34 protein-coding genes are annotated in these 20,362 nt (G+C 61.7%); 19 read left to right on the top strand and 15 right to left on the bottom strand.

All coding sequences use genetic code 11. The annotated features are described in order from the left end of the window. The 9 genes from H0S73_RS25200 to H0S73_RS25160 form a co-directional block, all read right to left on the bottom strand. On the bottom strand, window positions 1-189 hold the full coding sequence (locus tag H0S73_RS25200) for a hypothetical protein (protein WP_181054966.1): 189 nt from the start codon (window positions 187-189) through the stop codon (window positions 1-3). Window positions 190-232: 43 nt separating this feature from the next. Further along, the gene (locus tag H0S73_RS25195) at window positions 233-1,735 is read right to left on the bottom strand and encodes a terminase (protein ID WP_181054965.1); all 1,503 of its coding nucleotides are present in this window, start codon (window positions 1,733-1,735) and stop codon (window positions 233-235) included. Between the two features lie 234 nt (window positions 1,736-1,969). Further along, the gene (locus tag H0S73_RS25190) at window positions 1,970-2,155 is read right to left on the bottom strand and encodes a hypothetical protein (protein WP_181054964.1); all 186 of its coding nucleotides are present in this window, start codon (window positions 2,153-2,155) and stop codon (window positions 1,970-1,972) included. After that, on the bottom strand, window positions 2,152-2,391 hold the full coding sequence (locus H0S73_RS25185; protein ID WP_181054963.1) for a hypothetical protein: 240 nt from the start codon (window positions 2,389-2,391) through the stop codon (window positions 2,152-2,154). The genes H0S73_RS25190 and H0S73_RS25185 overlap by 4 nt, the downstream gene beginning before the upstream one ends. Next, window positions 2,388-2,969, bottom strand: a complete 582-nt coding sequence (locus H0S73_RS25180) for a hypothetical protein (RefSeq protein ID WP_181054962.1) — start codon at window positions 2,967-2,969, stop codon at window positions 2,388-2,390. Before H0S73_RS25180 ends, H0S73_RS25185 begins: the two co-directional genes overlap by 4 nt. Next, window positions 2,966-3,235 carry a hypothetical protein gene (locus tag H0S73_RS25175; RefSeq protein ID WP_181054961.1) on the bottom strand — a complete coding sequence of 90 codons (270 nt, stop codon included), beginning with the start codon at window positions 3,233-3,235 and terminating at the stop codon, window positions 2,966-2,968. Before H0S73_RS25175 ends, H0S73_RS25180 begins: the two co-directional genes overlap by 4 nt. After that, entirely contained in the window at window positions 3,225-3,497 is a 273-nt protein-coding gene (locus H0S73_RS25170; protein WP_181054960.1) for a hypothetical protein, read from the bottom strand. The genes H0S73_RS25175 and H0S73_RS25170 overlap by 11 nt, the downstream gene beginning before the upstream one ends. After that, window positions 3,487-3,837: a hypothetical protein gene (locus H0S73_RS25165; protein WP_181054959.1), complete on the bottom strand. Its 351-nt coding sequence runs from the start codon at window positions 3,835-3,837 to the stop codon at window positions 3,487-3,489. Before H0S73_RS25165 ends, H0S73_RS25170 begins: the two co-directional genes overlap by 11 nt. 2 nt (window positions 3,838-3,839) lie before the next feature. Beyond that, window positions 3,840-4,511, bottom strand: a complete 672-nt coding sequence (locus H0S73_RS25160; protein ID WP_181054958.1) for a terminase small subunit — start codon at window positions 4,509-4,511, stop codon at window positions 3,840-3,842. A gap of 900 nt (window positions 4,512-5,411) precedes the next feature. Here H0S73_RS25160 and H0S73_RS25155 point away from each other — a divergent pair. From H0S73_RS25155 to H0S73_RS25135, 5 genes are all read left to right on the top strand, one after another. Then, window positions 5,412-5,594: a hypothetical protein gene (locus H0S73_RS25155; RefSeq protein WP_181054957.1), complete on the top strand. Its 183-nt coding sequence runs from the start codon at window positions 5,412-5,414 to the stop codon at window positions 5,592-5,594. Between the two features lie 5 nt (window positions 5,595-5,599). Then, a complete protein-coding gene (locus tag H0S73_RS25150; protein WP_181054956.1) occupies window positions 5,600-5,905 on the top strand; it encodes a hypothetical protein in 306 nt (101 codons plus the stop codon). Beyond that, window positions 5,898-6,131 carry a hypothetical protein gene (locus H0S73_RS25145; RefSeq protein ID WP_181054955.1) on the top strand — a complete coding sequence of 78 codons (234 nt, stop codon included), beginning with the start codon at window positions 5,898-5,900 and terminating at the stop codon, window positions 6,129-6,131. Before H0S73_RS25150 ends, H0S73_RS25145 begins: the two co-directional genes overlap by 8 nt. A 207-nt stretch (window positions 6,132-6,338) precedes the next feature. Continuing rightward, window positions 6,339-6,662, top strand: coding sequence for a hypothetical protein (locus H0S73_RS25140; protein WP_181054954.1), 324 nt, complete (start codon window positions 6,339-6,341; stop codon window positions 6,660-6,662). Further along, a complete protein-coding gene (locus tag H0S73_RS25135; RefSeq protein WP_246389506.1) occupies window positions 6,659-7,525 on the top strand; it encodes a DNA cytosine methyltransferase in 867 nt (288 codons plus the stop codon). Before H0S73_RS25140 ends, H0S73_RS25135 begins: the two co-directional genes overlap by 4 nt. Before the next feature lie 29 nt (window positions 7,526-7,554). Here H0S73_RS25135 and H0S73_RS25130 read toward each other — a convergent pair whose 3' ends face one another. Next, window positions 7,555-7,746 (bottom strand): hypothetical protein, encoded by a 192-nt coding sequence (locus tag H0S73_RS25130; RefSeq protein ID WP_181054953.1) that lies wholly within the window; start codon window positions 7,744-7,746, stop codon window positions 7,555-7,557. On the opposite strand from H0S73_RS25130, the gene H0S73_RS25125 reads away from it, so the two are divergent. The 8 genes from H0S73_RS25125 to H0S73_RS25090 all read left to right on the top strand — a co-directional run bounded on the left by H0S73_RS25125 (window position 7,738) and on the right by H0S73_RS25090 (window position 13,468). Then, window positions 7,738-8,421, top strand: a complete 684-nt coding sequence (locus tag H0S73_RS25125; protein WP_181054952.1) for a hypothetical protein — start codon at window positions 7,738-7,740, stop codon at window positions 8,419-8,421. The two genes, H0S73_RS25130 and H0S73_RS25125, sit on opposite strands and share 9 nt — an antisense overlap. After that, a complete protein-coding gene (locus H0S73_RS25120; RefSeq protein ID WP_181054951.1) occupies window positions 8,418-8,750 on the top strand; it encodes a hypothetical protein in 333 nt (110 codons plus the stop codon). Before H0S73_RS25125 ends, H0S73_RS25120 begins: the two co-directional genes overlap by 4 nt. Continuing rightward, on the top strand, window positions 8,743-9,456 hold the full coding sequence (locus tag H0S73_RS25115; RefSeq protein WP_181054950.1) for a hypothetical protein: 714 nt from the start codon (window positions 8,743-8,745) through the stop codon (window positions 9,454-9,456). Before H0S73_RS25120 ends, H0S73_RS25115 begins: the two co-directional genes overlap by 8 nt. Next, the gene (locus H0S73_RS25110) at window positions 9,449-9,709 is read left to right on the top strand and encodes a hypothetical protein (RefSeq protein WP_181054949.1); all 261 of its coding nucleotides are present in this window, start codon (window positions 9,449-9,451) and stop codon (window positions 9,707-9,709) included. The genes H0S73_RS25115 and H0S73_RS25110 overlap by 8 nt, the downstream gene beginning before the upstream one ends. Continuing rightward, window positions 9,702-9,944, top strand: coding sequence for a hypothetical protein (locus H0S73_RS25105; RefSeq protein WP_181054948.1), 243 nt, complete (start codon window positions 9,702-9,704; stop codon window positions 9,942-9,944). Before H0S73_RS25110 ends, H0S73_RS25105 begins: the two co-directional genes overlap by 8 nt. Window positions 9,945-9,952: 8 nt before the next feature. Continuing rightward, the gene (locus H0S73_RS25100) at window positions 9,953-10,234 is read left to right on the top strand and encodes a hypothetical protein (protein WP_181054947.1); all 282 of its coding nucleotides are present in this window, start codon (window positions 9,953-9,955) and stop codon (window positions 10,232-10,234) included. A gap of 401 nt (window positions 10,235-10,635) precedes the next feature. Then, window positions 10,636-13,179 carry a VapE domain-containing protein gene (locus H0S73_RS25095; protein ID WP_181054946.1) on the top strand — a complete coding sequence of 848 codons (2,544 nt, stop codon included), beginning with the start codon at window positions 10,636-10,638 and terminating at the stop codon, window positions 13,177-13,179. Further along, complete coding sequence (locus H0S73_RS25090; protein ID WP_181054945.1) at window positions 13,163-13,468, top strand: hypothetical protein; 306 nt, start codon at window positions 13,163-13,165, stop codon at window positions 13,466-13,468. Before H0S73_RS25095 ends, H0S73_RS25090 begins: the two co-directional genes overlap by 17 nt. Before the next feature lie 87 nt (window positions 13,469-13,555). Here H0S73_RS25090 and H0S73_RS25085 read toward each other — a convergent pair whose 3' ends face one another. Genes H0S73_RS25085 through H0S73_RS25065 form a run of 5 tightly spaced genes read right to left on the bottom strand, consistent with a single transcriptional unit; the run spans window position 13,556 to window position 16,488 of the window. Then, a complete protein-coding gene (locus tag H0S73_RS25085; RefSeq protein ID WP_181054944.1) occupies window positions 13,556-13,963 on the bottom strand; it encodes a hypothetical protein in 408 nt (135 codons plus the stop codon). Further along, window positions 13,963-15,414 carry a DEAD/DEAH box helicase family protein gene (locus H0S73_RS25080; RefSeq protein ID WP_181054943.1) on the bottom strand — a complete coding sequence of 484 codons (1,452 nt, stop codon included), beginning with the start codon at window positions 15,412-15,414 and terminating at the stop codon, window positions 13,963-13,965. Before H0S73_RS25080 ends, H0S73_RS25085 begins: the two co-directional genes overlap by 1 nt. After that, window positions 15,411-15,890, bottom strand: coding sequence for a sigma-70 family RNA polymerase sigma factor (locus H0S73_RS25075; RefSeq protein ID WP_181054942.1), 480 nt, complete (start codon window positions 15,888-15,890; stop codon window positions 15,411-15,413). The genes H0S73_RS25080 and H0S73_RS25075 overlap by 4 nt, the downstream gene beginning before the upstream one ends. Further along, the gene (locus H0S73_RS25070; RefSeq protein WP_181054941.1) at window positions 15,887-16,159 is read right to left on the bottom strand and encodes a hypothetical protein; all 273 of its coding nucleotides are present in this window, start codon (window positions 16,157-16,159) and stop codon (window positions 15,887-15,889) included. The genes H0S73_RS25075 and H0S73_RS25070 overlap by 4 nt, the downstream gene beginning before the upstream one ends. Then, window positions 16,156-16,488 carry a hypothetical protein gene (locus tag H0S73_RS25065; RefSeq protein WP_181054940.1) on the bottom strand — a complete coding sequence of 111 codons (333 nt, stop codon included), beginning with the start codon at window positions 16,486-16,488 and terminating at the stop codon, window positions 16,156-16,158. Before H0S73_RS25065 ends, H0S73_RS25070 begins: the two co-directional genes overlap by 4 nt. Window positions 16,489-16,594: 106 nt before the next feature. Here H0S73_RS25065 and H0S73_RS25060 point away from each other — a divergent pair, with 106 nt between their 5' ends. The 6 genes from H0S73_RS25060 to H0S73_RS25035 all read left to right on the top strand — a co-directional run bounded on the left by H0S73_RS25060 (window position 16,595) and on the right by H0S73_RS25035 (window position 20,157). Beyond that, entirely contained in the window at window positions 16,595-17,413 is an 819-nt protein-coding gene (locus tag H0S73_RS25060) for a PD-(D/E)XK nuclease-like domain-containing protein (RefSeq protein ID WP_181054939.1), read from the top strand. 36 nt (window positions 17,414-17,449) lie between these two features. Beyond that, window positions 17,450-18,415: a recombinase RecT gene (locus tag H0S73_RS25055; protein ID WP_181054938.1), complete on the top strand. Its 966-nt coding sequence runs from the start codon at window positions 17,450-17,452 to the stop codon at window positions 18,413-18,415. Between the two features lie 100 nt (window positions 18,416-18,515). After that, window positions 18,516-18,812, top strand: a complete 297-nt coding sequence (locus H0S73_RS25050; RefSeq protein WP_181054937.1) for a hypothetical protein — start codon at window positions 18,516-18,518, stop codon at window positions 18,810-18,812. Between the two features lie 94 nt (window positions 18,813-18,906). Beyond that, complete coding sequence (locus tag H0S73_RS25045) at window positions 18,907-19,224, top strand: hypothetical protein (RefSeq protein ID WP_181054936.1); 318 nt, start codon at window positions 18,907-18,909, stop codon at window positions 19,222-19,224. Then, a complete protein-coding gene (gene parA, locus H0S73_RS25040; RefSeq protein WP_181054935.1) occupies window positions 19,221-19,907 on the top strand; it encodes a ParA family partition ATPase in 687 nt (228 codons plus the stop codon). The genes H0S73_RS25045 and parA overlap by 4 nt, the downstream gene beginning before the upstream one ends. Further along, a complete protein-coding gene (locus H0S73_RS25035; protein WP_181054934.1) occupies window positions 19,900-20,157 on the top strand; it encodes a plasmid partition protein ParG in 258 nt (85 codons plus the stop codon). Before parA ends, H0S73_RS25035 begins: the two co-directional genes overlap by 8 nt. Window positions 20,158-20,362 lie beyond the last annotated feature (205 nt).

The raw sequence follows: 20,362 nt of genomic DNA, 5'->3' as shown, positions 1-20,362 counted from the left end.
TCACTGCCCGAGAAGCTGTTTGGTGCCGTAGGCGGTGCCGGTATCACCGGCAACAGGAGCCCGGATCGTCGAGCCCGCGCCAGCGGCGGCCCGGGCCCGGCGGGTGGCGTCGTCGCGCGCCCGGGTCACGTTCTCGTCGTTGAGCTTGGCCGGTTCAGGGGCCGCACGAGGCAAGGGGGGCGGGGTCATTTTCGGGGCCGAGAAACACACCTGACATATCTCCGCTCATAAATCAGCGTGGATCATAGTCAACGGTCGTGTTTATGTCACGCGATATTCCGGAGAATTCACGGCGAGTTTTGCCCGGATCCCTGGGCCCGATCGGCATGGCGTAGGTCATGGCAAGGGCGTCGGCGTTGTCGGGGGAACGGCCGATTTCCTGCTTCATGATCTCCTTGGGCTCCAGGATAATCGCGTTGTTTCCGTCGAAGGAGTAGTTCCGGGCAGCCAGCTCCTCCTCGAGTTCCGGGTCGTCGTCGATGGCGAGGCCATCCCGAAGAGCCTTCCTCATCTCGCCCCAGGCGTAGGCGTTCCAGTCGTGGTACTGCGGGTCTGCCACCGGCACCGACTTGCCGCCGTTGAACTCGATCAGGTTGATATGCGGGTCGATCTGCCGGATGCGATCGGCCACCGGTCCGCCCACGCCGGCCGCGTCAATGATCAGGGCATCCGCGAGGAGCTCCTGATACAGGGCCACGGTGCGCGCGGCGAGCTGCATCGTGTCCAGCTTCTTGAACTTGATCGGCTTGCGGCTGCGGGCGTCACGGCCGCGGCGAACCCGGATCACGCTCTGGTCGTCGCCATAGCGGGCCACGTCCAGGGAGATGATGATCGGGTCCGTGTCGTTGAAATAGACCTCGCGCTTCTGCGCCGCCTCGATGTCGCCCTTGGAGATGAACTGCGTCGCCGCCTGGGCCGGGAACTGCCCCTTGACGCGCACCCGGAAGAAGTCGGAATCCTCGCCCCAATCCTTGCGCCAACCCTCGATCGTGGCCTTGTTGGTCATGCGCGCGTTGCGGCTGTCGATCTGCCGCGTCTTGAAGCGGTGGCGCAACTTGTGAAACGTGTCGTAGAAAAATCCCGTGTTCTTGGTCGGGTTGCCGAACAGGAACCGCATCGGCTCGCCGTCGGTCAATCCGCCTTCCGAGACCTCGAAGATCGCGCGCGGGATGGCCGAGGCCTCGTCGAACAGGTACCACGGCGTCGAGCCGGCGTTGTGCAGGCCCGCAAAGGCTTCGGGCTGATGCTCGCGCCAGGCCATGGCGTCGATGCGCCAGGTCTCCGGGTGCTGAATGTGGGTGCAGCGCAGGGCACCACGGCCGGTCGAGACCTTCCACCAATGGGCCGAGATCGATCGCTTGCGCCATTTCGAGAACTCCGCCCACGTCTTGGTTTCCAGCTGCGGCGCGGAGTTGGCCGTCCAGATTCCCTTCGAGTGAGGGCGCGTGTCCAGGATGAAGCAGCCCAGGAACGACGACATGGCCGACTTGCCAATGCCGTGGCCCGAGGCCGTGGAGAACTGGATCGGCTCGACCGCGTTCACGCCGTCGAAGTTGCGCAGGCGGATCTCTTGGCCGAGTTCCTTCAGGAACCCCGACTGCCACTCGTCCGGCCCGTCATAATCGGCCAACTCGCCCTCGCCCCAGGGGAAGGCATAGCGCACATAGGCGAGCGGATCGTCGTAGAGGTCGGCGAAATCGTTGACGAGGCCGGCGTCGAGTTCGTCCTGGGTCATGGGTTCCGGAACCACTCCCATTGGATTACTTGACGCCAACACAGGCTCACTCCCTCATCATGGATGACAAGAGACGCGGGGCCCACTGTCCAGAACCCACCGAACCAACGAACAATCATCGACCATCTCACGACAGCATCGCCCCGATCAACAGCACCGCCGGCACGAGAACCTCGCGGATGATGGCATAGGACACGGCACCGGACAGGGCCGCCATACCGAGAGCGATCGCGTTCAATGGAGTGTCTCCGTCACCAGATCGGCCGCCGTAATGGCCACACGCGCCGCCTCGCGGCAGGCCTCCACCACCATTGACCCGTCGTCGTCATGTTCCATGGCGAGCCAGTCAGCGTCAGAGACTGCGATTCCGATCATGTGTTCGAGGTAAGCCCGCGCCACCACGTCGATACGAATATTCACCCGTATGCCCTCCTGATTTCCCGTCTGATCCTCTGCCGCGCCTGGTTCGCCGCGGCGTCTGCGTCCCGTGGCGTGCACGGCATGCTGATGTGAAACGACCGGCCACCGTGGCTCCATTCGAGCCGCAGGTGCTTGGTGCGTGTCAGGATCCCCTTGAGCCCGAGTTGCGCCAGGAACTCGACGGCCGCGACCGCATGGGCTCCGATATGGCGCGGGTTGAGGGGATCGGTTCTCATTGATGTTGCCGCCAGTCGAACCAGCGGATGCGCGGCGAACCCTCGTGGCGAGCGTCCCAGACGAACCAAGCGAACGCTGTCGTGGAGGTAGCCACCGGCCCGTCCCACCCATCGCGGTGCATCATCGGCAGGCGGGCAGACGAAACCCAGACGCGGGCAAGCGGCGTCTTCTCGAACCATGGGCGCCGTGCCTGACCTTCCAGGAAGGAGAGCCGCAGAAGCATGGCCACATAGGGCACGATATCGAGAGCACGATCGACGAAGGCCTGCGCGTGCTTGTAGGGCGGATTGGTCACGATCCCGCCAAGGCCGCGCGGCATGGCAAAGGGTTTCAGGAAGTCGAGCCCGGCCTCACTATCAGGACAGCCACGGCCCACGAGATCGGAGGCATGGACCTGATAGCCCGCCTCGCGAAATGGCAGGACGATCGCCCCGTCACCGCAGGCCGGTTCCCAGATTCTTTCAGGAAGGTAGACGCGCTCCACGTCGAGCAGGGAGCGAACCGCCTCGAGCGGCGTCGGATAGAAATCATCGCCACGCTCGGCCAGGGCATGACGGATCTTGACGCCACCCGTCACTGCAGCACCGCCTTCTCAGTCCCGGCGCGATGGTCCGGACGGATCATGGTGGCGCCTAGGTTCGAGCCGAGAGGCACGGTCCATTCCTCGTCCTGGAGCTTGAAGCGCACGAACGAGGCCTGCTGCTCGGCGAGCTCCGGCAGGACAGCCTTGCCGTCGGCATCCTCGTAGCCGGCGATATCGACCATCAGGAACGCGTCGGGCGTCTCCACCAGCAGGTCGTGAGTGTTGGCGCACCAGGCGACCACGCGAAAATCAGGCGGCACGGCGAGCCTCCTCAAGGGCTTTGATGCGATCAGCGACGGGGATCCCGGCCTCGCGCATGTACTCGTTGTATTTGCGTTGGCCCGCAGCGAGCCCGCGGGGGATCCTGACCTTGGGCGGACGGACCTCGTTCACCCAGGCCAGGACCGTTGAGTGGGGCGCCCCGAGTTGACGCGAGATCTCGGCCACGCTCTCGTCGATGCGCCGGGCCATGGTCTGGGCGAGAATCTTCTTCTCGGATGGAGGCAGGTCTCTAGGCAGCATGGCAGGATTCCCTCCAGCCCTTCTGGCGCTTCGGGCGATGGTTGACCGGGCATTTGACGCCACGCGTCCACCGCTCGATCGTCCCATAGGTCACGCCCATGTCGGCCGCGATCTTCGCCATGGCCTCGCCCTTTGCTTTGCGCTGCTTGGCCCGCTGGATCAGAAAGGCCCGTTGCCTGGGCTTGAACCGTGGGTGCTTGGCCGGGCGCGAGATACCATCCCGATCGGCCTGGTCGAGGGCTTCGATCCGCTCCGCGAGCGTGAACCCATTCTTACGCAACTTCTCACTGAGCCAGAGCAGGCCGCGTTCTTTGGCCCGCAATTTTTTGCGTAGATCCACGTTCATTTCCCGTCAGTTTCATCGGACATATCGGCCGACGTATTACGCAATCTAGCGCGCCTCCGAGCGGCCTGTAAAGCGGAACCTATGTCGAGAGATCCGTTTAACTCCATTTTGTCAGTAAATAGCTTGAGGTTCTTTCCGAGCTTCTCCAGGGCGTCGAGCTTGGAGTGCGCCTTGATCTTGATCGTGGTCTTCAGGGTGACGTTCTCGCCCTCCTCGCCGCGGATCTCGTGCTGCTCGATCTGGACCTCGGACAGAGCTGCGAGTTGATCGGCGTCGGCATGCGCCAGGTTGAGCCGGGCCGTGCCGTCCTCCTGGATGTCGAACACGTCGGCCAGCGAGAACGTGGCGACCTTGCGGAGCTCCTCGAGGACGCGGGCCTCGTCCATGGCAAGCCGCTGCTTGATCGCCGCCTCTCGCTCTGCAATCGCATCCTGGACGTGCTTGAAGGCCGGATCGTTGAGGAGCTTCCAGCCGACCTTGCCGGCATTCTCAGGGTGGCACCCGAACCCGGCTTCGCGCACGGCCCTGGAACTGTTCCTGTGCCGCATGTAGGCCCGCACGAAGAGACGCTGCCGATCAGTCCAATTGCCGGGCCCGAAGAACTCCTCGTCCTCCGCCAGAAGATCCACCAGCGGCGAGCCTGGATTCTTGCCCTTCCCCCTAGCCATGCCGTTCCTGTCCGCAAATGTAGCAAAATTTCAATGGTTATCTATCGCTACAAATATCACGACATATACGAAAAAGAAAAGCGGCCCGTATGAGGAGCCGCCTTGAAGGTGCCGGAACCTGAATTCACGGCGAAAGGAAAAAGGCAGATCAGCAAATCTGCGCCGGAGATAGTACATTGGAATGGCTGTAAAACAACCATGTTTTCGGCGAATGGGAGGATTGCCACAGGGGTAATTCGCCTTAAGTCTCAGAGGGTTGCCGTTCGCCATATGTCAACGATCCTGACCATTCAGGAAGCTGAACATCCGTTCATTAGATCGAAAGTCGAACTATTCCCGACCGGAGCGGGCGTACCCCTGCCAGGGGGAACGGCGGGGGTACGGTGATTATACCAATACATCAATGAGTTAGGCACTCGGATCCAGCACCGTTCCCCCTGTTCCACCTGTTTTTCCTATATATACCCCTAATAACGCTGACTATCCTCCTATATTATACACTTTGTTACATATATAGGACTATAATCAGTATTATTAGGGTATTTTTTATCTATAGAGGGGGAACGGGGGAACAATAGATATATAGAGAAGCTAAGTCATTGAAATAATTAATGAAAAACCGTTCCCCCAAGCGTTCCCCCTTGGTGGCGAACCGATGGCCGGAATGGTACGTTAAGCTATTGAAACATAATGGATTTATGGCGTTCCTCCCCGTACCCCCTACCTGGGGGAACGGCCAAAAAACGGGGGAACGGAGGCGCAGAGTGCCGGCCGCCGAGTATGTCGAGCGGCTCAGGGTGCGATTTTAGTCGACATATTCGCTGAAATTCCCGTTGACATATGGCGAACGTTTTGCCTAACATATGTCCGTTGGCAAGACACATGATGAGGGGAAAAATCATGAAAACGAAGGTGCAGACAAAGAGAAGGTTGTATGTAAAGCTGAATGCAATCATCCGCCGCGGGTCGGCTGCGACCTGGGCGCGCGAGGCTCATTCAGCGGTGGCCGAGATCAATTGGCGCAAGGCCGATAGTGCCCTGCGCGCAGCCCTCCGGGTCCAGGTGGCCGAGGCGGCGGAGTGATGGCGATGGCACAGACAGTCGGAGAAGTGCTCGCCCCGGTGCTCCTGCGGGAGCTGCAGAAGGAACAGGCGGCCGACGTGGCCGCCGACCTGCAGGTGATCAATGAATGGCGTGGGGTCCACCCTCATGCCGACCCGGGGATTATCGATTACGCGGTGCGCCGTCTGGGCCTCGAGGCCGCCTTCACGTTCGAGGCCTTGGCCCTGATCGCGGATGAATACCGGTCAATGGAGCGCCGTACCCAGGAGACCCACGCCCGCAATCGCCGGATCTGGGCCGCGCAGCGGTACGAGGAGAGCGCCCATGGCTGACCCCACCCTCACAGATCTGCTCGCCGAGGCCCGCGAGGAACTGCAATGGCGCCGTTGGGTCTATCCCCGGCGCGTCATGGACGGCGTGATGAAGCTGTCCGAGCAGACGAGGAAGATCGCCCTCCAGGAGGCGATTGTCGAGAACCTGCAGCGACAGGTCGAGGCCGAGATCGGCACCCATGCCGCCCGCAAAGTTCAACCCCTCTTCGCCGGAAGGGCGCACTGATGAAGGTTTTCGACCAAGCCGGCGAGATTCTCGCCATTGCAACCCTGATCATCGGTGGCGCCTTCGCGGCCGGCTGGAGCTCGCTCTATGAACTCATTCAGTAAACCACGCCCGTTCCGCGACGTGCTGCCCGCCTGGTTCCTGCGGGTCATGGCCTGCGCCGCCGTCGCCGTGTTCGTCCTCTACCCCATCTGGTGAGAAAGCATCATGACCATGAACGATTTAGCTGAACGGATAGAAGAGCTGCGGGACCGTGGAAGCTGGTCTCGCATTGGCTTCCTCGTGATCGACAACTTGGACGCCATTCTCACCGCTCTCCGTTCAGCAGATAAGAGCGAAAAGGGCGACCAGATCCTTGTAGCTGAAAACGCGGCTGGGGTAGTCCGCGCCATGATGCGGATTGATGGTGACGATTGCCAGTCTATCGCTGAGACGCTGCTGGAATGGCACGAAACCGATCCTAACCGGAAACTGCGTATTGTTCATTCGGCCATGCTCCAAGCCCCTCCCGTACAGGAGGACGCTCGATGAGCCTATCTCTAATGGGGGAAGGAAAACAGGGCGCATCCCCTGCGGGGTCAGGCTCTCGTCGTTCCGATCAAGCCGCTTCGCGTCTTGCCCCTTCGGGCTTCGATCCTTTGCGCAAGCTGCGCCACATCGACATGTTCGCGGGTATAGGCGGCTTCAGCCTTGGACTAGAGCGCACAGGCGGCTTTGAGACCGTACGCTTCCTCGAGAAAGACAACTTTTGCCGGCGCGTGCTCGCGAAGCATTGGCCAGAGGTGCGGCGCGACGAAGACGTAACGACAGCGGAGTATCGCGAAGGTGAAGCCGACATCATCACCGCAGGGTTCCCTTGCCAGGATCTTTCCTATGCCGGCAACGGCGCCGGATTGTCCGGAGCCCGTTCGGGACTCTTCTGGGAGGTGGTGCGAGCCGTTCGCGTGGTTCGACCCCTCTACGTCCTCTTGGAGAACGTGGCAGCATTGCTTGATCGAGGGATGGGCGTCGTACTCGGAGCCATGGCCTCGAGCCGGTATGATGCGGAATGGGATTGCGTACCGGCGGTCGCCGTTGGTGCCCCTTGTCTCCGTGACCGGCTATTCGTTGTTGCCTACCCCAACGGCACAGGACGGCGCGGGCTCGAGGAACGCAACCTCTTCGCGCAAACCGGGATCGCGCCACCACGCAGGCATCACGTTGACGGACTGGATCTGGTTGAAGTTGGGCCGTGGTCGTCCCTGCCCGACGTTCTCCGAGTGGATTATGGGATACCCGGCACGGCACACCGACTTAGAGCCGTAGGCAACTCGGTCCATCCGACCATCCCCGAGAAACTCGGCGGCGCCATCCGAGCCGCTTTCTCCGTTCCCCAACTCGAGGCCGCAGAATGAACCACCACGAGCGCACAGAATGCCCCGCGTCATGCGATGAGCACCCGCAGGGCGAAGACCGCGAGAGCGGGCTGAGTGGCGATAGCCATGCCAGCGCGGTCGGCGAAGCCGAGACGCCCGACCCATCTCCAGAAGAGACGAGACTGGTAGAGAGGCAACTTCTGGAATGGCTGCGTGAATTGGACATCGCGCACGGCACGGCAGAGGTCGTTGTGGATCATGTTTCCTCCCTCATCCAGCATCTTCTCAAGGAGAGGGATGAGGCGATTGCCCGAGCCAAGACCGCCGAAAAAGCCCTCGTCAAGCAGACGCCCGACGGATCAGAGTTCTACAAGCGGGATGGTGACGGCTACCGCGTCGATGTCGAAGCCTGCTTGGCCTATATCGCCAAGCGCCGCGAGAGCCAGCACAACACCATCTGCCAGAACGTCCGCGCCCGCAAATCCCTAGAGACAGAGAACGCCAGCCTCCGAGAAGAGTGCCGTGCCAAAGGCGAGACTATCGCCGCCATGCAGGGCCGGGTCGATTGGGCGTATACCCTGCGGGATGCCGCCGTGGCCAGCCACGAAGGTCAGAAGCGCAACACCGAGGCGTTCATGCGGGAACGAGACGAGGCCCGCGCAGAGAACGCCAGCCTCAAGGAGGCGCTGGAGGATCAACGCGCTTGGATGCGGGAACAGGTCATCGCCCTTTGGGAAGATACCGAGAAGCGATATGGCGACGTGGCCGACAGCGATGCTGAGGGCAAGGCCGGTGCTCATGCCAGAGGCCGGATCAAGGAAGCCGAGAGCATCAAGGATGCTATTTGCGAATGCCTCCGCGCCTTTACGGCGCTGAAGCCAACGTCCGCCCCCGCCCTCACCAACACCCAAGAGAACAAGGAGGAGGGACGATGAAGCCCGCCAATTTCTCCCCGGTTTATTGCGCCCTTTATCCTGAGTTTGCCGAGATAACGCGCCAGCATGGCTATGCGTTGGCGATCCATGGCTCTCTCAGCCGTGACATGGATCTGATCTGCATTCCCTGGGTAGACGAGCCATCCGAACCCCGAACTGTCATAGACGCGCTGATTTCTACCTTTGCCATCAAGGAAGTCGGGACGACCGAAACACGGGCGCACGGACGCGAGGTCCACACCCTCTCGATAGGGTTTGGAGAATGCGCCGTTGACTTATCGTTCATGCCCCGCCGCCTCACCCAGAACAAGGAAAACCAGAATGTCTGATCTGAGAGAAAAGATTGCGGGCGAGCTTCAGGGCTACTTCGACATGGAGACCCCTCGCGAGCTTATTGACGCTCTCGTGGCCATCGCCCTCCAAGAACGGCACCAGAGCGGGAGGGAGGGGTTCGATGAGCCCATGCTCGTCGCCGAAAATGCAGACGGTGACGTCATGGCGATGATGCGCGTCAATGGTGACAATTGCCAATCTATCGCCGAAACGCTGCTGGAGTGGCACGAAACAGATCCTAACCGGAAACTAAGGATTTGCACAACAGTCCCGCTTCCTCCCTCCCCCATCCCTGTCAGCAACGGTGAAGAGAAGGAGAGAGGGACGTCTATCTACATCGCAAGCAAGACGGCCCATGCTCCACGGTGGCGTGAGGCCCGCGCGAATGGTGCACCGATCATCTCCACATGGATCGACGAGGCTGGCGTCGGCGAGACGAAGTGCTTCGCGGACCTGTGGTGTCGCTGCGCCTCCGAGGCCGCCGAGGCTGATGTTCTGATCGTCTACCGGGAGCCCGGCGAGATCCTGAAAGGCGCATTCGTTGAGGTCGGCTGCGCCCTCAACGCCGGGAAGCCTGTTTATGCGGTCGGGTGCGATGACCTGTCATTCACCCATCATCGCCTCGTGACCAAGTTCGCCACGATCCGCGAGGCGATGACTGCTGCTATGTCCTCCCCCACCAAGGAGAGCGGTAATGTCTGACCTGAACGAAGTGCTGAAGCGCGTCGAGACGGCAGAAAAGCGTGAGTGCTTTATCGCTATAGTTGGTGGTGAGGTTCGGGCCGCCGTCGCCGTCGGTTGCCACGAGAAAGAACTAGTCGAATGGGCCGCCGACCCACGGGTTGAGCAAATCATCCGCGTTCCAGTTGAAGTACCGCGTCAACTGCTCTTCGAAAAATGGCCCGGGCTTGATGCTGCCAAGGCTCTCATCGCGAAAGGTTCACCCCATGGATGACATCATCGACCTGAACGCCGAACGAAACAAGCGCGAGCAACCCGATCCAGAGTTCTCTCTGAAAGACGACTATGGGCGACCGATGTTCATATTCGGCATCGAATACAGCATGGACGGCAAGCAGTGGTCGACCCGTATCATCGCCTATTCCTGGGAGGACGCCGAGGCTCGCCTTGCCGCGATCAAGGAAAGCGGGCGCGTCTACGGCCAGATCATGGGTGAGGTGCCAGCATGAGCGCTCCCATGGGCAAGACTAATCTGCGGGAGGCAGTCCATACCTGGATAAGGGACGACGCGGGGTTGTCCCTGAAAATGGTCATTCACCCCGTCGATGTGGATGCACTTTTATCTCGCCTCCTCCCTCTTCTCACCGCCGCTGAGACGGCAGCCCACGCCCGAGGCAAACAGGAAGGCTTCAGGGAAGGGATTGAGAAGGCGGCTGAGGTGGCTGAGAAGGTCGAAGCTCTCAGCAAGGTTGTTCCGCCCCTTGTCCGCGCAATCCGCTCCATCTCTCCCGGACCATAGGAGGGACTAACCCCTTGCTCTCACACACTCACAGCGCAGGACACCAAAGGGATCCGCGCCCCCCTCTTGCGAATCTCAAACCTTGAGCGCAGTCTAAGCGCGGCAATACGCCACCCTGCGGCCGGCAAACCGCAGGGTGGAACACGACGGGAAACACCATGGATCCGACACGCACAGGGCTAGAGCCCACCCACGCCCGTAAACCGTCCCGACTGGACGCAGGCGCCCTTCCTTTCCCCGCTATCCACACGCAACCCCTGCATTTGCGGGCCATATTGTGCTTGCATTCATGCGACACATACGTGCGCAAAAAATAACGACATCTCAGCTTGCAAAATTTGCAGCATATGTGATCTATTATTTTGCCTTGGCAGGGCGACGGGAAATCAAGGGCGCGGCATATGGCCGAAAAATTCGATACCGAGCAGATCAAGCGGGACAATCCGCTCTCTGACTATCTCCCCCGGCGAGGCTTCAACCTCAAGCGTGACGGGCGCGAGTGGAAATGCCTCTGCCCGTTCCATGCGGAAACGGACGCAAGCTTCACGATCTTCCAGTCGCGCGAGGGGTTCCAGAAATACCAGTGCTTCCCCTGCGGGGCCTTCGGCAACGTCATCGACTTCGTGCAGGAATACGACGGCGTGACGTTCCCCGAGGCCTGCGAGATCCTTGGCGGCACCCGCGAGGCTCCAGTCCGCGAGCGCGCCCCCCTGCCGACGGTCGAGGCGTTCGACCCCTATGCCGGGTTCGAGATCCTCGATCCTCCCGCTGACGCGGCAACGTTCACGCCAGGCAAACGCACCCCGCAGCTGCGCAATCCGAAGCGGGAGAGCGACGACAGGCCCAAGTTCGTCACCTACACGCCCACCCTCGTTCACCCCTACCGAACAGCCGACGGATCTCTGGTCGGGTACGTTCTTCGCGTTGACCTCGACGCCACCCACAAGATCACGCCCCTGCTGCTCTGGGCCCGCAAGGACGAATGGCAGGGATGGACCCACCACCCGATGCCGGAGCCGCGCCAGCTCTATGGCCTTGACCGGATCGCCGCAGCGCCCTCCAAGCAATGGCTCGTGGTCGAGGGCGAGAAATGCGCCGACGTGGCGACCGAACTGCTGCCGGCCCTGGTCGCCGTCTCGTGGCAGGGCGGCGGCAAGGCCCCGCACCGATCGGACTGGAGCCCCGCCAAGGGCAAGAGCGTCGTGGTCTGGATGGACAACGACGACGAGGGCGAGCGCACGGTTCTGGGCTTCTGGAAGGCCGACGACTGGCGCCCGGGCGTGGCCGAGCTGCTCCTGCGGGCCGGCGCCAAATCCGTGAAAGTGATCGGCCGCAACCACACCAAGCCCAAGGGATGGGACGTGGCCGACGCCCACATTGAGGACGGATGGGGTGCCGACGAGATCCTCGCCTATGCCAAAGACAAGGCCCGCGTCTGGACCCTCTCGAACATCGAGGGCCGCAAGGCGTCGTTGAAGAATTCCGGTTCCGTCACTGCCCCGCCGGGACCGGACAGCCCGGCCGGAGAGAGCAACCCCTCTCCGGCCACCTCCCGCCCGCAGATGAAGGTCGTGGCCGGCGGCCAGGCCGTCACCGCCTCGGCGCGTCAGCCGCAGCCCGAGCGCGTCGTCGTTCCCGGCGAGGTGCCGCAGATCAAGCGTTACTCGACAGCCCTTGCGATCGACGACACCGTGGAACTGGACCTGCTCCAGCGATACGAGATGGACGACAAGGGCAACCCGAAGAAGAAAAGCCTCCACAATTACATTGCGGCGAGCCGATACCATCCACACATGAAGGACGTGCTCGCCTGGGACGAATTCGCCGGCAAAATGGTGCTCGCCCGCCGGCCGCCCTGGATCGCCGGGACCGGACCGTGGGAGCAACGCGCCTTTGACGACGACGACGCCCGGCTCGCCGCCGCCTGGTTCTCGCGACAGCTCAACCTCAACCCGAAGGAGGACGAGTGCGGCAAGGCCATGTTGACCGCCTCGAAAGCCAACCGGATTAACCCCGTGCGCGCATACCTCGAATCCCTGCAATGGGACGGCGTGTCGCGGATCCAGGGTGAGGCCAATATCTGCGCCCCGTGGCTGACCGAGTACATGGGCGTACGCGATACCGTCATCAACCGGGCGTTCGGAACCCGGTGGCTCGTCTCGGCCGTGGCGCGCATCATCGAGGCCGGGTGCAAGGTCGACACCATGTTGATCCTCGAAGGGGGCCAGGGTGCCGGCAAATCCACGGCGCTGCGCATTCTCGCCACGATCGGACACCAGAGCTATTTCACGGATTCCGTGCACGATATCGTCGGCAAGGAGGCGGTACAACAGATCCGCGGCAAATGGATCATCGAGTTTTCCGAGCTCGACGCCATGAGCAAGCACGATTTCAACGCGGTCAAGGCCGTGGTCTCGCGCCAAGTCGACAACATCCGCGTCCCCTATGCCAAGCATGCGGAGGACTTCCCGCGCGCCTGCGTGTTTGCTGGAACCGTTAATCCAAGCGGAACAGGCTACCTCAAGGACCCGACCGGCGCGCGGCGCTTCTGGCCTGTCACCGTAGCCCGCATCGACACCGAGCGCCTCGCGGCCGACAAGGACCAGCTCTGGGCCGAGGCGGTGCATCTCTACCGCCAGGGCATGCAATGGCACCTCACCGACGACGAGGTGAAAATGGCCCAGAAAGTTCAGGCGGCGCGGCAGGAGCAGGAGCCTTGGGCTGAGGCCATCGACGGGATCATCAAGGGCAAGAACAAGATCGTTCTGAATTGGATCCGAGAGGGCTTAGGCATCCAACTCGTGCAATGGAATTCGAACGGCCAGAGCCGCGTCGCGAATTATCTCCGCTCGATCGGGTGGGAGCGGACCAAGAAGAGATTCAAAGGCTACAACGATGGGAAGCCCGTCAACTGCTTTGCCATACCCGGTGCGTCAGACGATTGACCACCGCGCCGATCGCGTGCCGATCGACGACCAGTGCGCCGAGATGCTGTCGATCATCACCGAGACGGAATTCGACCTGCAGCGGCGCACGGCGTCAGGCCAGATCACGCCGATGCAGGCCACCGACCGGCGACGCAGACGGCACGCGATTCTCGCCACCCTGAAATGGATCCAGGAGAACCGCGAGACCGTGATCGAGGCGCACAAAATGTTGCGCCCGGCACCCGAGGAAATGCCAGATTTAGACGACGTTTACCACGATGAGTCCTTGACCCCAGACGAGGAATGACTATTCTAAAACCGTTCCTGATTTTCCCGTCGGGGATATTGCCACAGGACAAGCCCGGTACGCTTCGCGCTGCCGGGTTTGTTCGTTTCAGAGATCCGGCACCCGCTCGATATCCTCCACCGAGCGCACCACCTTGCCGATCCCGCCGAGGCGACGCACCATCTCCAGGAACTTGCCCTGCTCTTCCGTGGCTTTTAGTCGACCCGTCTTCGCCTCGTAGGCCGTGAACGCGCCGACCGTCTTGCCGACCATATCGGGCGTGATCACCACGGGTGTGATCCCGATCATGTCGGAGCCACCCTTGACGAGACCGGCCCGGAACGGCCGCGCATTGCGGAGCACGATGTCGTTCGGCCCCAGGAACACGGCCTGCTTGCCGCTGCCCTTGTTGCGGACAACCTCTCCGGTCCAGGCCTGTCCCGTGTTGACCCGAAAGAGGCGCGCGCCGAGCTCCGACGCCCGCGTGAGAATGACGTCGATCAGCTCGCGTTCCATCACCACAACCTCAACGTTGCCGCCTGGTGCTCTGCCCGGCGCTGTGCCATCTGCTCACGGCCGCGCTCATACTTCTTGCGGACCGTCATCATGTTGGCCGCCCATCCGATCGGATCCTTGTAGCCGCGCATCTTGCCGAGCTTGATCAGATCCTCCACGGTCGTGGCCTCTTTCTCCTCCGCCTTCCTGCGCTCCCGCAGCTTCACCGGATCCACCTCCTCGAGGGTGCCGTCGACCTGCTTCACCTCGCGCGCCGCCGAGGCTGCGACCTGGTGCACGTGCCCGCAATAGGGACACTTGGACTTCTGCATGGGATAGACGCCGAAACATTCCTCGCAGGTGCGGACCGTGCCGCCGGAGGCCTGTTTCTTCTTCTCCGTCCCTTCAAGCTTCCACTCGCGCTCGTCGTCGGGCAGGCCGTGCTTGATGAGGCACCCGGCATGGTCAAGGATGATCGCCGGCTCAGTTTTCGGCCGCAGCGCACGCCCGACCATCTGCAGGTACAGGGACAACGATTGCGTCGGACGCGCGAGCCCGACCACTTCGAGCGTCACGTCCATGCCCGCCTGTGCCGACAGGTCGTAGCCCTCGCCGGCGAGGCTGCAATTACTGATCACCATCACGTCGCCCTTGGCCACGGCCCGCGCAACCATGGCGCGTTCGTTCCTTGGGGTGGTCCCGTCGAGGTGTGCCGCAGGTATCCCCGCGGCGTTGAAGGTGTCCACGATCTGCTTTGATTTCTTGATCGACGTGGCGAAATACATGGCCCGCTTGCCCATGGCGAGGCGCTGATAGTGGCTCACCATGTCCCCGATCAGGACCGACCCGTAGGCATCGTCCAACTCACTCGCCACATAATCGCCCATGCGGGTATGCACGCCCGTGAGATCCGGCATCGACGGCGCGAAGGCCCGATACTTGGAGAGGTAGCCCTGCTCCATCAGCCACGACACCGATGGCCCGCGCACCATATGGCCGGCATAGTCGTTCAGGCCCCGCCCATCGAGGCGCGCGGGCGTGGCGGTCAGGATGATGTGCTTGGCGCCCTTGGCCCACTCGAAAATCTTCGCCCAGGATCCGGCCGCGATGTGGTGGCCCTCGTCCCAGATGAGCAGATCCGGCGGCGTCAGCAGGTCGAGGCGCCGCACGACGGTCTGAATGGACACGATCTGCGTCGGGTGCTGCGGATAGTACGGCCAGCCCGAGGCGATGAAGGCATGGTCGAGCCCCGCGCGATCGAACGTCTGCGCCGTCTGGTCGATGAGGAAGTCCCGGTGCGTCATGAACCAGGCGCGTTTGCCCTTGGCACGGTTGTTGATCATCATGGACGCGCCCATGACGGTTTTGCCGGCGCCGGTCGGAACCTGGAGCACCACGGACTGGTGCTGACGGAGTTGAGCGCGGACCTCCTGCACGAGATCCGCCTGGAAGGGACGGAGGGTCAGGGTCACGCCACCATCCCCGCCAGATACGCCCGCCCCCGGTTGATGCGGCTTTTCACGGTGCCGGTCGGGACACCCTGCGCATGCGCGATTTCCTCAAGAGAATAGCCCTCGCCTGCCAGCACGGCCGCCTCGCCATAGGCCGGGTTCGTTGCCCCGAGATGGCGCAGAGCGTCCGCGAGGGCGACGCGCGGCTCCTGATCCCCCGGTGTTTCCAGCATGGCCGCCATCAGGCCCTCCGGGTCCTCCACCATGCGGGCTGCCCGGCGCGACAACTCGTAATGGCGGTTCCTCATCATCGTGAAGAGCCATGCCCCAAGGTTCGTGCCAGGCTCGAAATGATCCCAGGACCCAAGCGCACGCATGCAGGTCTCCTGCACGAGATCCTCCGCCTTGGTGCGATCGCGCGTCAGCGACAGAGCGAAGGCCCGCAGGTTCACCAGCAGCGCCACCACGGCGCGATCGAACTCGGCCGGTCGGGTCATGCATCCCCCCCGTTTTTCACGGAAGCCTCGCACCACTCCCGTGCCCGCTTGTCCTGCTCCTCGATACTGGGAACGACCCTTTTGAGATCGTAGTCGTAGAGAGAGACCACGCGGCGCTGATGCTCAGGAGCGTAGACGTTCGCGTAAGTTGGCATGGTCTCATAGAACCGCTCGACAGAGGCCACGACCCGCCCGTCGTCGTCGACCAGCATCTCCCAAAGCTTATGGCTCTCCCCGGCGCGTTCGGGTGTGATCCACTTCATGCTCATACGACGCCTCCCTCACGCAGACCGGCGAGAACGTCGAGCAGATAACGCCGGTTGAACGTCATCCCCGCGTCGAGCGGACGCTTGCAGCAGGGGCAGATCCGCTCGTCGAGACAGGCCGAGACCGCGTACAGATCAAGACCGACACGCTTGGCCGCCTCCATCACGCGCAGATTGTAGTGCGTCGGAACGCTGCCGTGGTTGCCGCGCTTGCCCTCGCTGTCCCAGCGCGAGACGACTGATTTCGAGACGCCCAATTCGGCCGCGAGTTTCCCCACGCCGTCGAACAACTCGAATAAGCGTCGCGCTTTCGTGTCCCGTTTCTCGGCCATCCGGATTAACCCCGTCAGAAAAATTTCAGTGAACATATATAAGCATGTTGACACATGGCGAACAACAGATATTTTGGTGACGTTGGCATTAAATACGGGTCACAATATGGAAACGGGAATTCACCAGATCACGAACGAGGCCTATCATTCCGGCCCCGGCATCTCGAAGTCGGGTCTCTGGGAGATCTGGCAGCGCACGCCCGCGCATTTCATCGGCGCCGAGCGCAAGACCAGCAAGGCGAAGGACTTCGGCACGGCCGCACACACCGCGATCCTCGAGCCGCACCTGTTCGAGAAGAGCTATTGCGTCGCCCCCGCGGGCAATAAAAACAGCAACGTCTACAAGGACGCCGCCGCCTACCTGATCAACCAGGGCTTCACGCTGCTGAACCCCGAGGAGATGGAAGCCGTCCTGAGGATCCGCGACGTGGCCGAGCGGCATCCGATCGTACGCGCCCTGCGGGCCGACGCCGCCGTGGAACAGTCCGCCTACTGGATCGATGAGGAGACCGGCGAGCTGTGCCGGGCGCGTCCGGACGTGTACTCCCGCAAGAACGCCCTGATCGGCGATATCAAGACCTCGAAGTCAGCCGCTCACGACAGTTTCTCGCGCGACGTGGCGAACTACGGCTACCACGTCCAGGAGGCCTATTACTCCGACGGCTGGCAGTTGGCCGGCGGCGGCGACGTGGGCGGGTTCGTGTTCATCGTCGTGGAAAAGGAGCCGCCCTACCTGTTCGCGGTCTACGAGCTCGACCCCGACAGCGTGGACGAGGGCCGCCAGATCTACCGCACGGCCCTGAAAATCTATGCCGAATGCCGCCGGACAAATCAGTGGCCCGGATATGCCGACAAGGTGCAGGAATTGCGCCTGCCAAAATGGGCGTTCCGGTTCGTCAATCCCTCCCTCGAAGCCGCCGAATAACCCGCCCTCGCCCCATCTCAGACAAGGATTGAATCCATGGCCGGAACCGCAGTCGCCACCACCAAACCCGTTAACCCCGTCGTTGCTTTGATCGAAAAACGAAAGAGCGATATTGCCGCACTCCTGCCCATGGCCGTGCCGAGTGAACGCTTCATTAAGACATTCAAGGCCACGATCCAGCGCCAGCCCGAACTCCTTGATTGTGATCCACAATCTGTTCTAGATAGTGTCACCAAGGCCGCCCAGGATGGGCTGATCATCGACGGTCGTGAGGCGGCAATCGTCAAATTTAACAGTACAAAAAAAGTACGAAACGAGCACGGTCAGTATGTCGATAAGATAGTAAAAACGGCTCAATATATACCAATGCGCAATGGACTGATAAAGCGCATCAGAAATACTGGAGAAGTCAGCACCCTTGACCAGACGATTGTTTATCAGCAAGAACTCGACGAGGGACGATTCGAATGGCAGGCCGGAGACGATGGATTCATCAGGCACAATCCGATCTATGACCGTGATCCAGGCAAGCCAGTCCTTGTTTATAGTATCGCTCGGCTTCGTGATGGCTCAATTTCGCGCTGCGTTATGCGCAAGGACCAAGTACTCAAGATCAAAGCCCGGTCGCGCTCAAGTAATAGTGGGCCCTGGGTAACCGACGAAGAGGAAATGTGGAAAAAGACCTGCCTGCGGCGCCACTCCAAAGACCTACCCATGGACGCCGATCTCCGCAGGATCTTCGACAGTGAAGACTACGACCCCCCGGCCACCATCGACGCCAAGGCCGAGCCCGTAGAGGAGACCAAGACCGAACCGGCAAAGCCTGCGCGCAAGAAGGCAGGAGCTGCGGCCGCCGCTCTCAACAACGAGCCGCCGCACGATCCCAAAACCGGCGAGATCCTGGATGCAGATTTCAGCGAGCCCGCAGCAGAGGAAGGCTCGCAGGAGGATCAGACCACCGACCCGGACGAGGGCAACAGCCCCGACGACGACGTGATCTGAAGTCAAAAGCCGGGGTCAGGTGCAGCAACACCCGATCCCGGAATAACGGCAAGAGGAACCAACCTCGGGGCCAAGAACAATCAAGTAAAGGAAAAGGCAGATGGCTAGACAAGCAGGCTATTCGGTCACGATAAAACTGTTCGTGCCGGTTGATCAGAAAGATATCAACGATACGATTGCCAAGGCCAAGGCCGTGCAGGCCGCCGAACATGGCGACATTTCCCGGATTGTGGAGATTGCCGAGGTCGAGAAGTTCGACCAACTCTTCACCAGCCGCAACACCGGCACGGGCCGCGCAGGCTCCGAGACCGACGAGGAGGCGAAGGTCTCCCCTCTCTTCGGGCGCGGAGGAAGAGGCCGAGCCCCCGCGCGGTTCGAGGAAGTCACGCTCAACTAAGTCGAAATAGGCCAGGGATGGGACGGTTCGCCGTCCTTTCTCTGGTCCTGATAATCGTAAATCTGTATCTGTGGCGAAACGACGGGAGACGGGAATGCGTGAGGACAAGGAAATTCCGACCATCATCTGCTATGAAGGCAGGCCGATTACGGAGTTGAGCCGGGAGGAGTTGATCGCCGCACTAGAGGAGGCGATCGACGAGAGAAAGGCATTCCCATCGGAGGCGCGAATTGTCACCGAGCGCAAGCCCTACAGCCATAGGCCCGAGCGCGTGGCTTACTACCCCACCGGCATGCTGCGGATGTATGCGGAATTCCGACAGCAACCACCCCGGCTCCAACAAGAGATGCGGACCGCAGACGGAGAGCGGCGGTGGTTCGACATTCCTCTTGAGATCGGGGGCGAGAAATGATCCTCGGCGTCCTGAATCAAAAAGGCGGGGTAGGCAAAACGTCACTCGCCACGAACTTGGCTCACACCTACGCCACCCAGGGCGCTCGCGTGCTCCTAGTGGACGCCGACCCGCAATCCAAGAGCGCCACCCGCTGGAGCTCCGCCCGGGAGATCGAGCAACTGTTCCCGGTAATCGGCATGGCCAAGCCTACCCTGCACAAGGACCTGCCGGCCGTGGCCCGCAATTACGATTTGACGATTATCGACGGCGCCCCGCAGTTGGCCGAGATCGGTCGTTCGATCCTGCTCGCCAGCGACATGATCGTGATCCCGGTCCAGCCCTCGCCTTATGACGTATGGTCTGCCGCCGATACGGTCGACTTGATCCGGGAAGCGCGCGTGTTTAAGGAAAACCTGAAAGCCGTCTTTGTGGTCAATCGCAAGATCGCAAATACGGCTATCGGCCGCGACGTGACCGAGGCCCTCGCGCAGCACGAGATTCCAACCCTCAAGACCCACCTCGTGCAGCGTGTGGTCTATGCCGAGAGCGCCGCCCAGGGCCTCGCGGTTGAGGAGATGGAGCCTGACAGTCAGGCGGCCAAGGAGATCCGCCAGGTGGCGTCCGAGATCCGGCGAGCCGGCGACAACTACGAGGCCATGCTGGCAACCGTGGCCGACACGATAGGGAACCCTGATGGCTAAGAAGACCGCCCTTGGCAAAGCGCCGCCCAAGCCCCGCACCGCCGACGAGTTCGTGGCGGCCGGCAGTGAGAATCTCGGCCAGCGCCTGGTTCGCTCCGCCGAGGAAGCGGTCGAGATGGTGAAGATGAAACGCCTCACCCTCGACGTGCCCGAGAGCCTGCACAAGCGCATCAAGCGCACCTGCGCCGACCGCGGCGAGATGATGGCCGATGTCCTGCGGGAGATCCTGGAAAAAGAATTCCCCGCCTGATGCGCGCGCCCGCGCGTAGAGGCCCGTTCCATAACATCGGTTATGCGCAATTCTGAAACAGAGTTGCGGATCATCGGTGCCAGCGTAGCCAAGCCCGCGTAGGCTTCCGGCACACTGCCTAGACCCTGCAAAATCAGTCACTTAAACAAAGAGGTCCGGCACCCTCCCAACCGAGCGCCGGGCCTCCCTAGACCGAGGTGAAGGA

Origin of the sequence: Microvirga mediterraneensis (assembly GCF_013520865.1) — a bacterium.
Taxonomy (GTDB): domain Bacteria; phylum Pseudomonadota; class Alphaproteobacteria; order Rhizobiales; family Beijerinckiaceae; genus Microvirga; species Microvirga mediterraneensis.
The sequence above is the reverse complement of the archived record's forward strand: the minus strand, read 5'-3'. Positions and strand labels throughout refer to the sequence as shown.

Coding starts and splice junctions, on each gene's coding strand:
- H0S73_RS25095 (WP_181054946.1), top strand. CDS start 10,636: ATGGCCGAAAAATTCGATACCGAGCAGATCAAGCGGGACAATCCGCTC.
- H0S73_RS25185 (WP_181054963.1), bottom strand. CDS start 2,391: ATGAGAACCGATCCCCTCAACCCGCGCCATATCGGAGCCCATGCGGTC.
- H0S73_RS25170 (WP_181054960.1), bottom strand. CDS start 3,497: ATGCTGCCTAGAGACCTGCCTCCATCCGAGAAGAAGATTCTCGCCCAG.
- H0S73_RS25155 (WP_181054957.1), top strand. CDS start 5,412: ATGAAAACGAAGGTGCAGACAAAGAGAAGGTTGTATGTAAAGCTGAAT.
- H0S73_RS25085 (WP_181054944.1), bottom strand. CDS start 13,963: ATGGAACGCGAGCTGATCGACGTCATTCTCACGCGGGCGTCGGAGCTC.
- H0S73_RS25105 (WP_181054948.1), top strand. CDS start 9,702: ATGGATGACATCATCGACCTGAACGCCGAACGAAACAAGCGCGAGCAA.
- H0S73_RS25140 (WP_181054954.1), top strand. CDS start 6,339: ATGACCATGAACGATTTAGCTGAACGGATAGAAGAGCTGCGGGACCGT.
- H0S73_RS25150 (WP_181054956.1), top strand. CDS start 5,600: ATGGCACAGACAGTCGGAGAAGTGCTCGCCCCGGTGCTCCTGCGGGAG.
- H0S73_RS25200 (WP_181054966.1), bottom strand. CDS start 189: ATGACCCCGCCCCCCTTGCCTCGTGCGGCCCCTGAACCGGCCAAGCTC.
- H0S73_RS25035 (WP_181054934.1), top strand. CDS start 19,900: ATGGCTAAGAAGACCGCCCTTGGCAAAGCGCCGCCCAAGCCCCGCACC.
- H0S73_RS25195 (WP_181054965.1), bottom strand. CDS start 1,735: ATGACCCAGGACGAACTCGACGCCGGCCTCGTCAACGATTTCGCCGAC.
- H0S73_RS25110 (WP_181054949.1), top strand. CDS start 9,449: ATGTCTGACCTGAACGAAGTGCTGAAGCGCGTCGAGACGGCAGAAAAG.
- H0S73_RS25070 (WP_181054941.1), bottom strand. CDS start 16,159: ATGAGCATGAAGTGGATCACACCCGAACGCGCCGGGGAGAGCCATAAG.
- H0S73_RS25130 (WP_181054953.1), bottom strand. CDS start 7,746: ATGATCCACAACGACCTCTGCCGTGCCGTGCGCGATGTCCAATTCACG.
- H0S73_RS25145 (WP_181054955.1), top strand. CDS start 5,898: ATGGCTGACCCCACCCTCACAGATCTGCTCGCCGAGGCCCGCGAGGAA.
- H0S73_RS25065 (WP_181054940.1), bottom strand. CDS start 16,488: ATGGCCGAGAAACGGGACACGAAAGCGCGACGCTTATTCGAGTTGTTC.
- H0S73_RS25050 (WP_181054937.1), top strand. CDS start 18,516: ATGGCTAGACAAGCAGGCTATTCGGTCACGATAAAACTGTTCGTGCCG.
- H0S73_RS25160 (WP_181054958.1), bottom strand. CDS start 4,511: ATGGCTAGGGGGAAGGGCAAGAATCCAGGCTCGCCGCTGGTGGATCTT.
- H0S73_RS25060 (WP_181054939.1), top strand. CDS start 16,595: ATGGAAACGGGAATTCACCAGATCACGAACGAGGCCTATCATTCCGGC.
- H0S73_RS25120 (WP_181054951.1), top strand. CDS start 8,418: ATGAAGCCCGCCAATTTCTCCCCGGTTTATTGCGCCCTTTATCCTGAG.
- H0S73_RS25115 (WP_181054950.1), top strand. CDS start 8,743: ATGTCTGATCTGAGAGAAAAGATTGCGGGCGAGCTTCAGGGCTACTTC.
- H0S73_RS25075 (WP_181054942.1), bottom strand. CDS start 15,890: ATGACCCGACCGGCCGAGTTCGATCGCGCCGTGGTGGCGCTGCTGGTG.
- parA (WP_181054935.1), top strand. CDS start 19,221: ATGATCCTCGGCGTCCTGAATCAAAAAGGCGGGGTAGGCAAAACGTCA.
- H0S73_RS25100 (WP_181054947.1), top strand. CDS start 9,953: ATGGGCAAGACTAATCTGCGGGAGGCAGTCCATACCTGGATAAGGGAC.
- H0S73_RS25045 (WP_181054936.1), top strand. CDS start 18,907: ATGCGTGAGGACAAGGAAATTCCGACCATCATCTGCTATGAAGGCAGG.
- H0S73_RS25135 (WP_246389506.1), top strand. CDS start 6,659: ATGAGCCTATCTCTAATGGGGGAAGGAAAACAGGGCGCATCCCCTGCG.
- H0S73_RS25055 (WP_181054938.1), top strand. CDS start 17,450: ATGGCCGGAACCGCAGTCGCCACCACCAAACCCGTTAACCCCGTCGTT.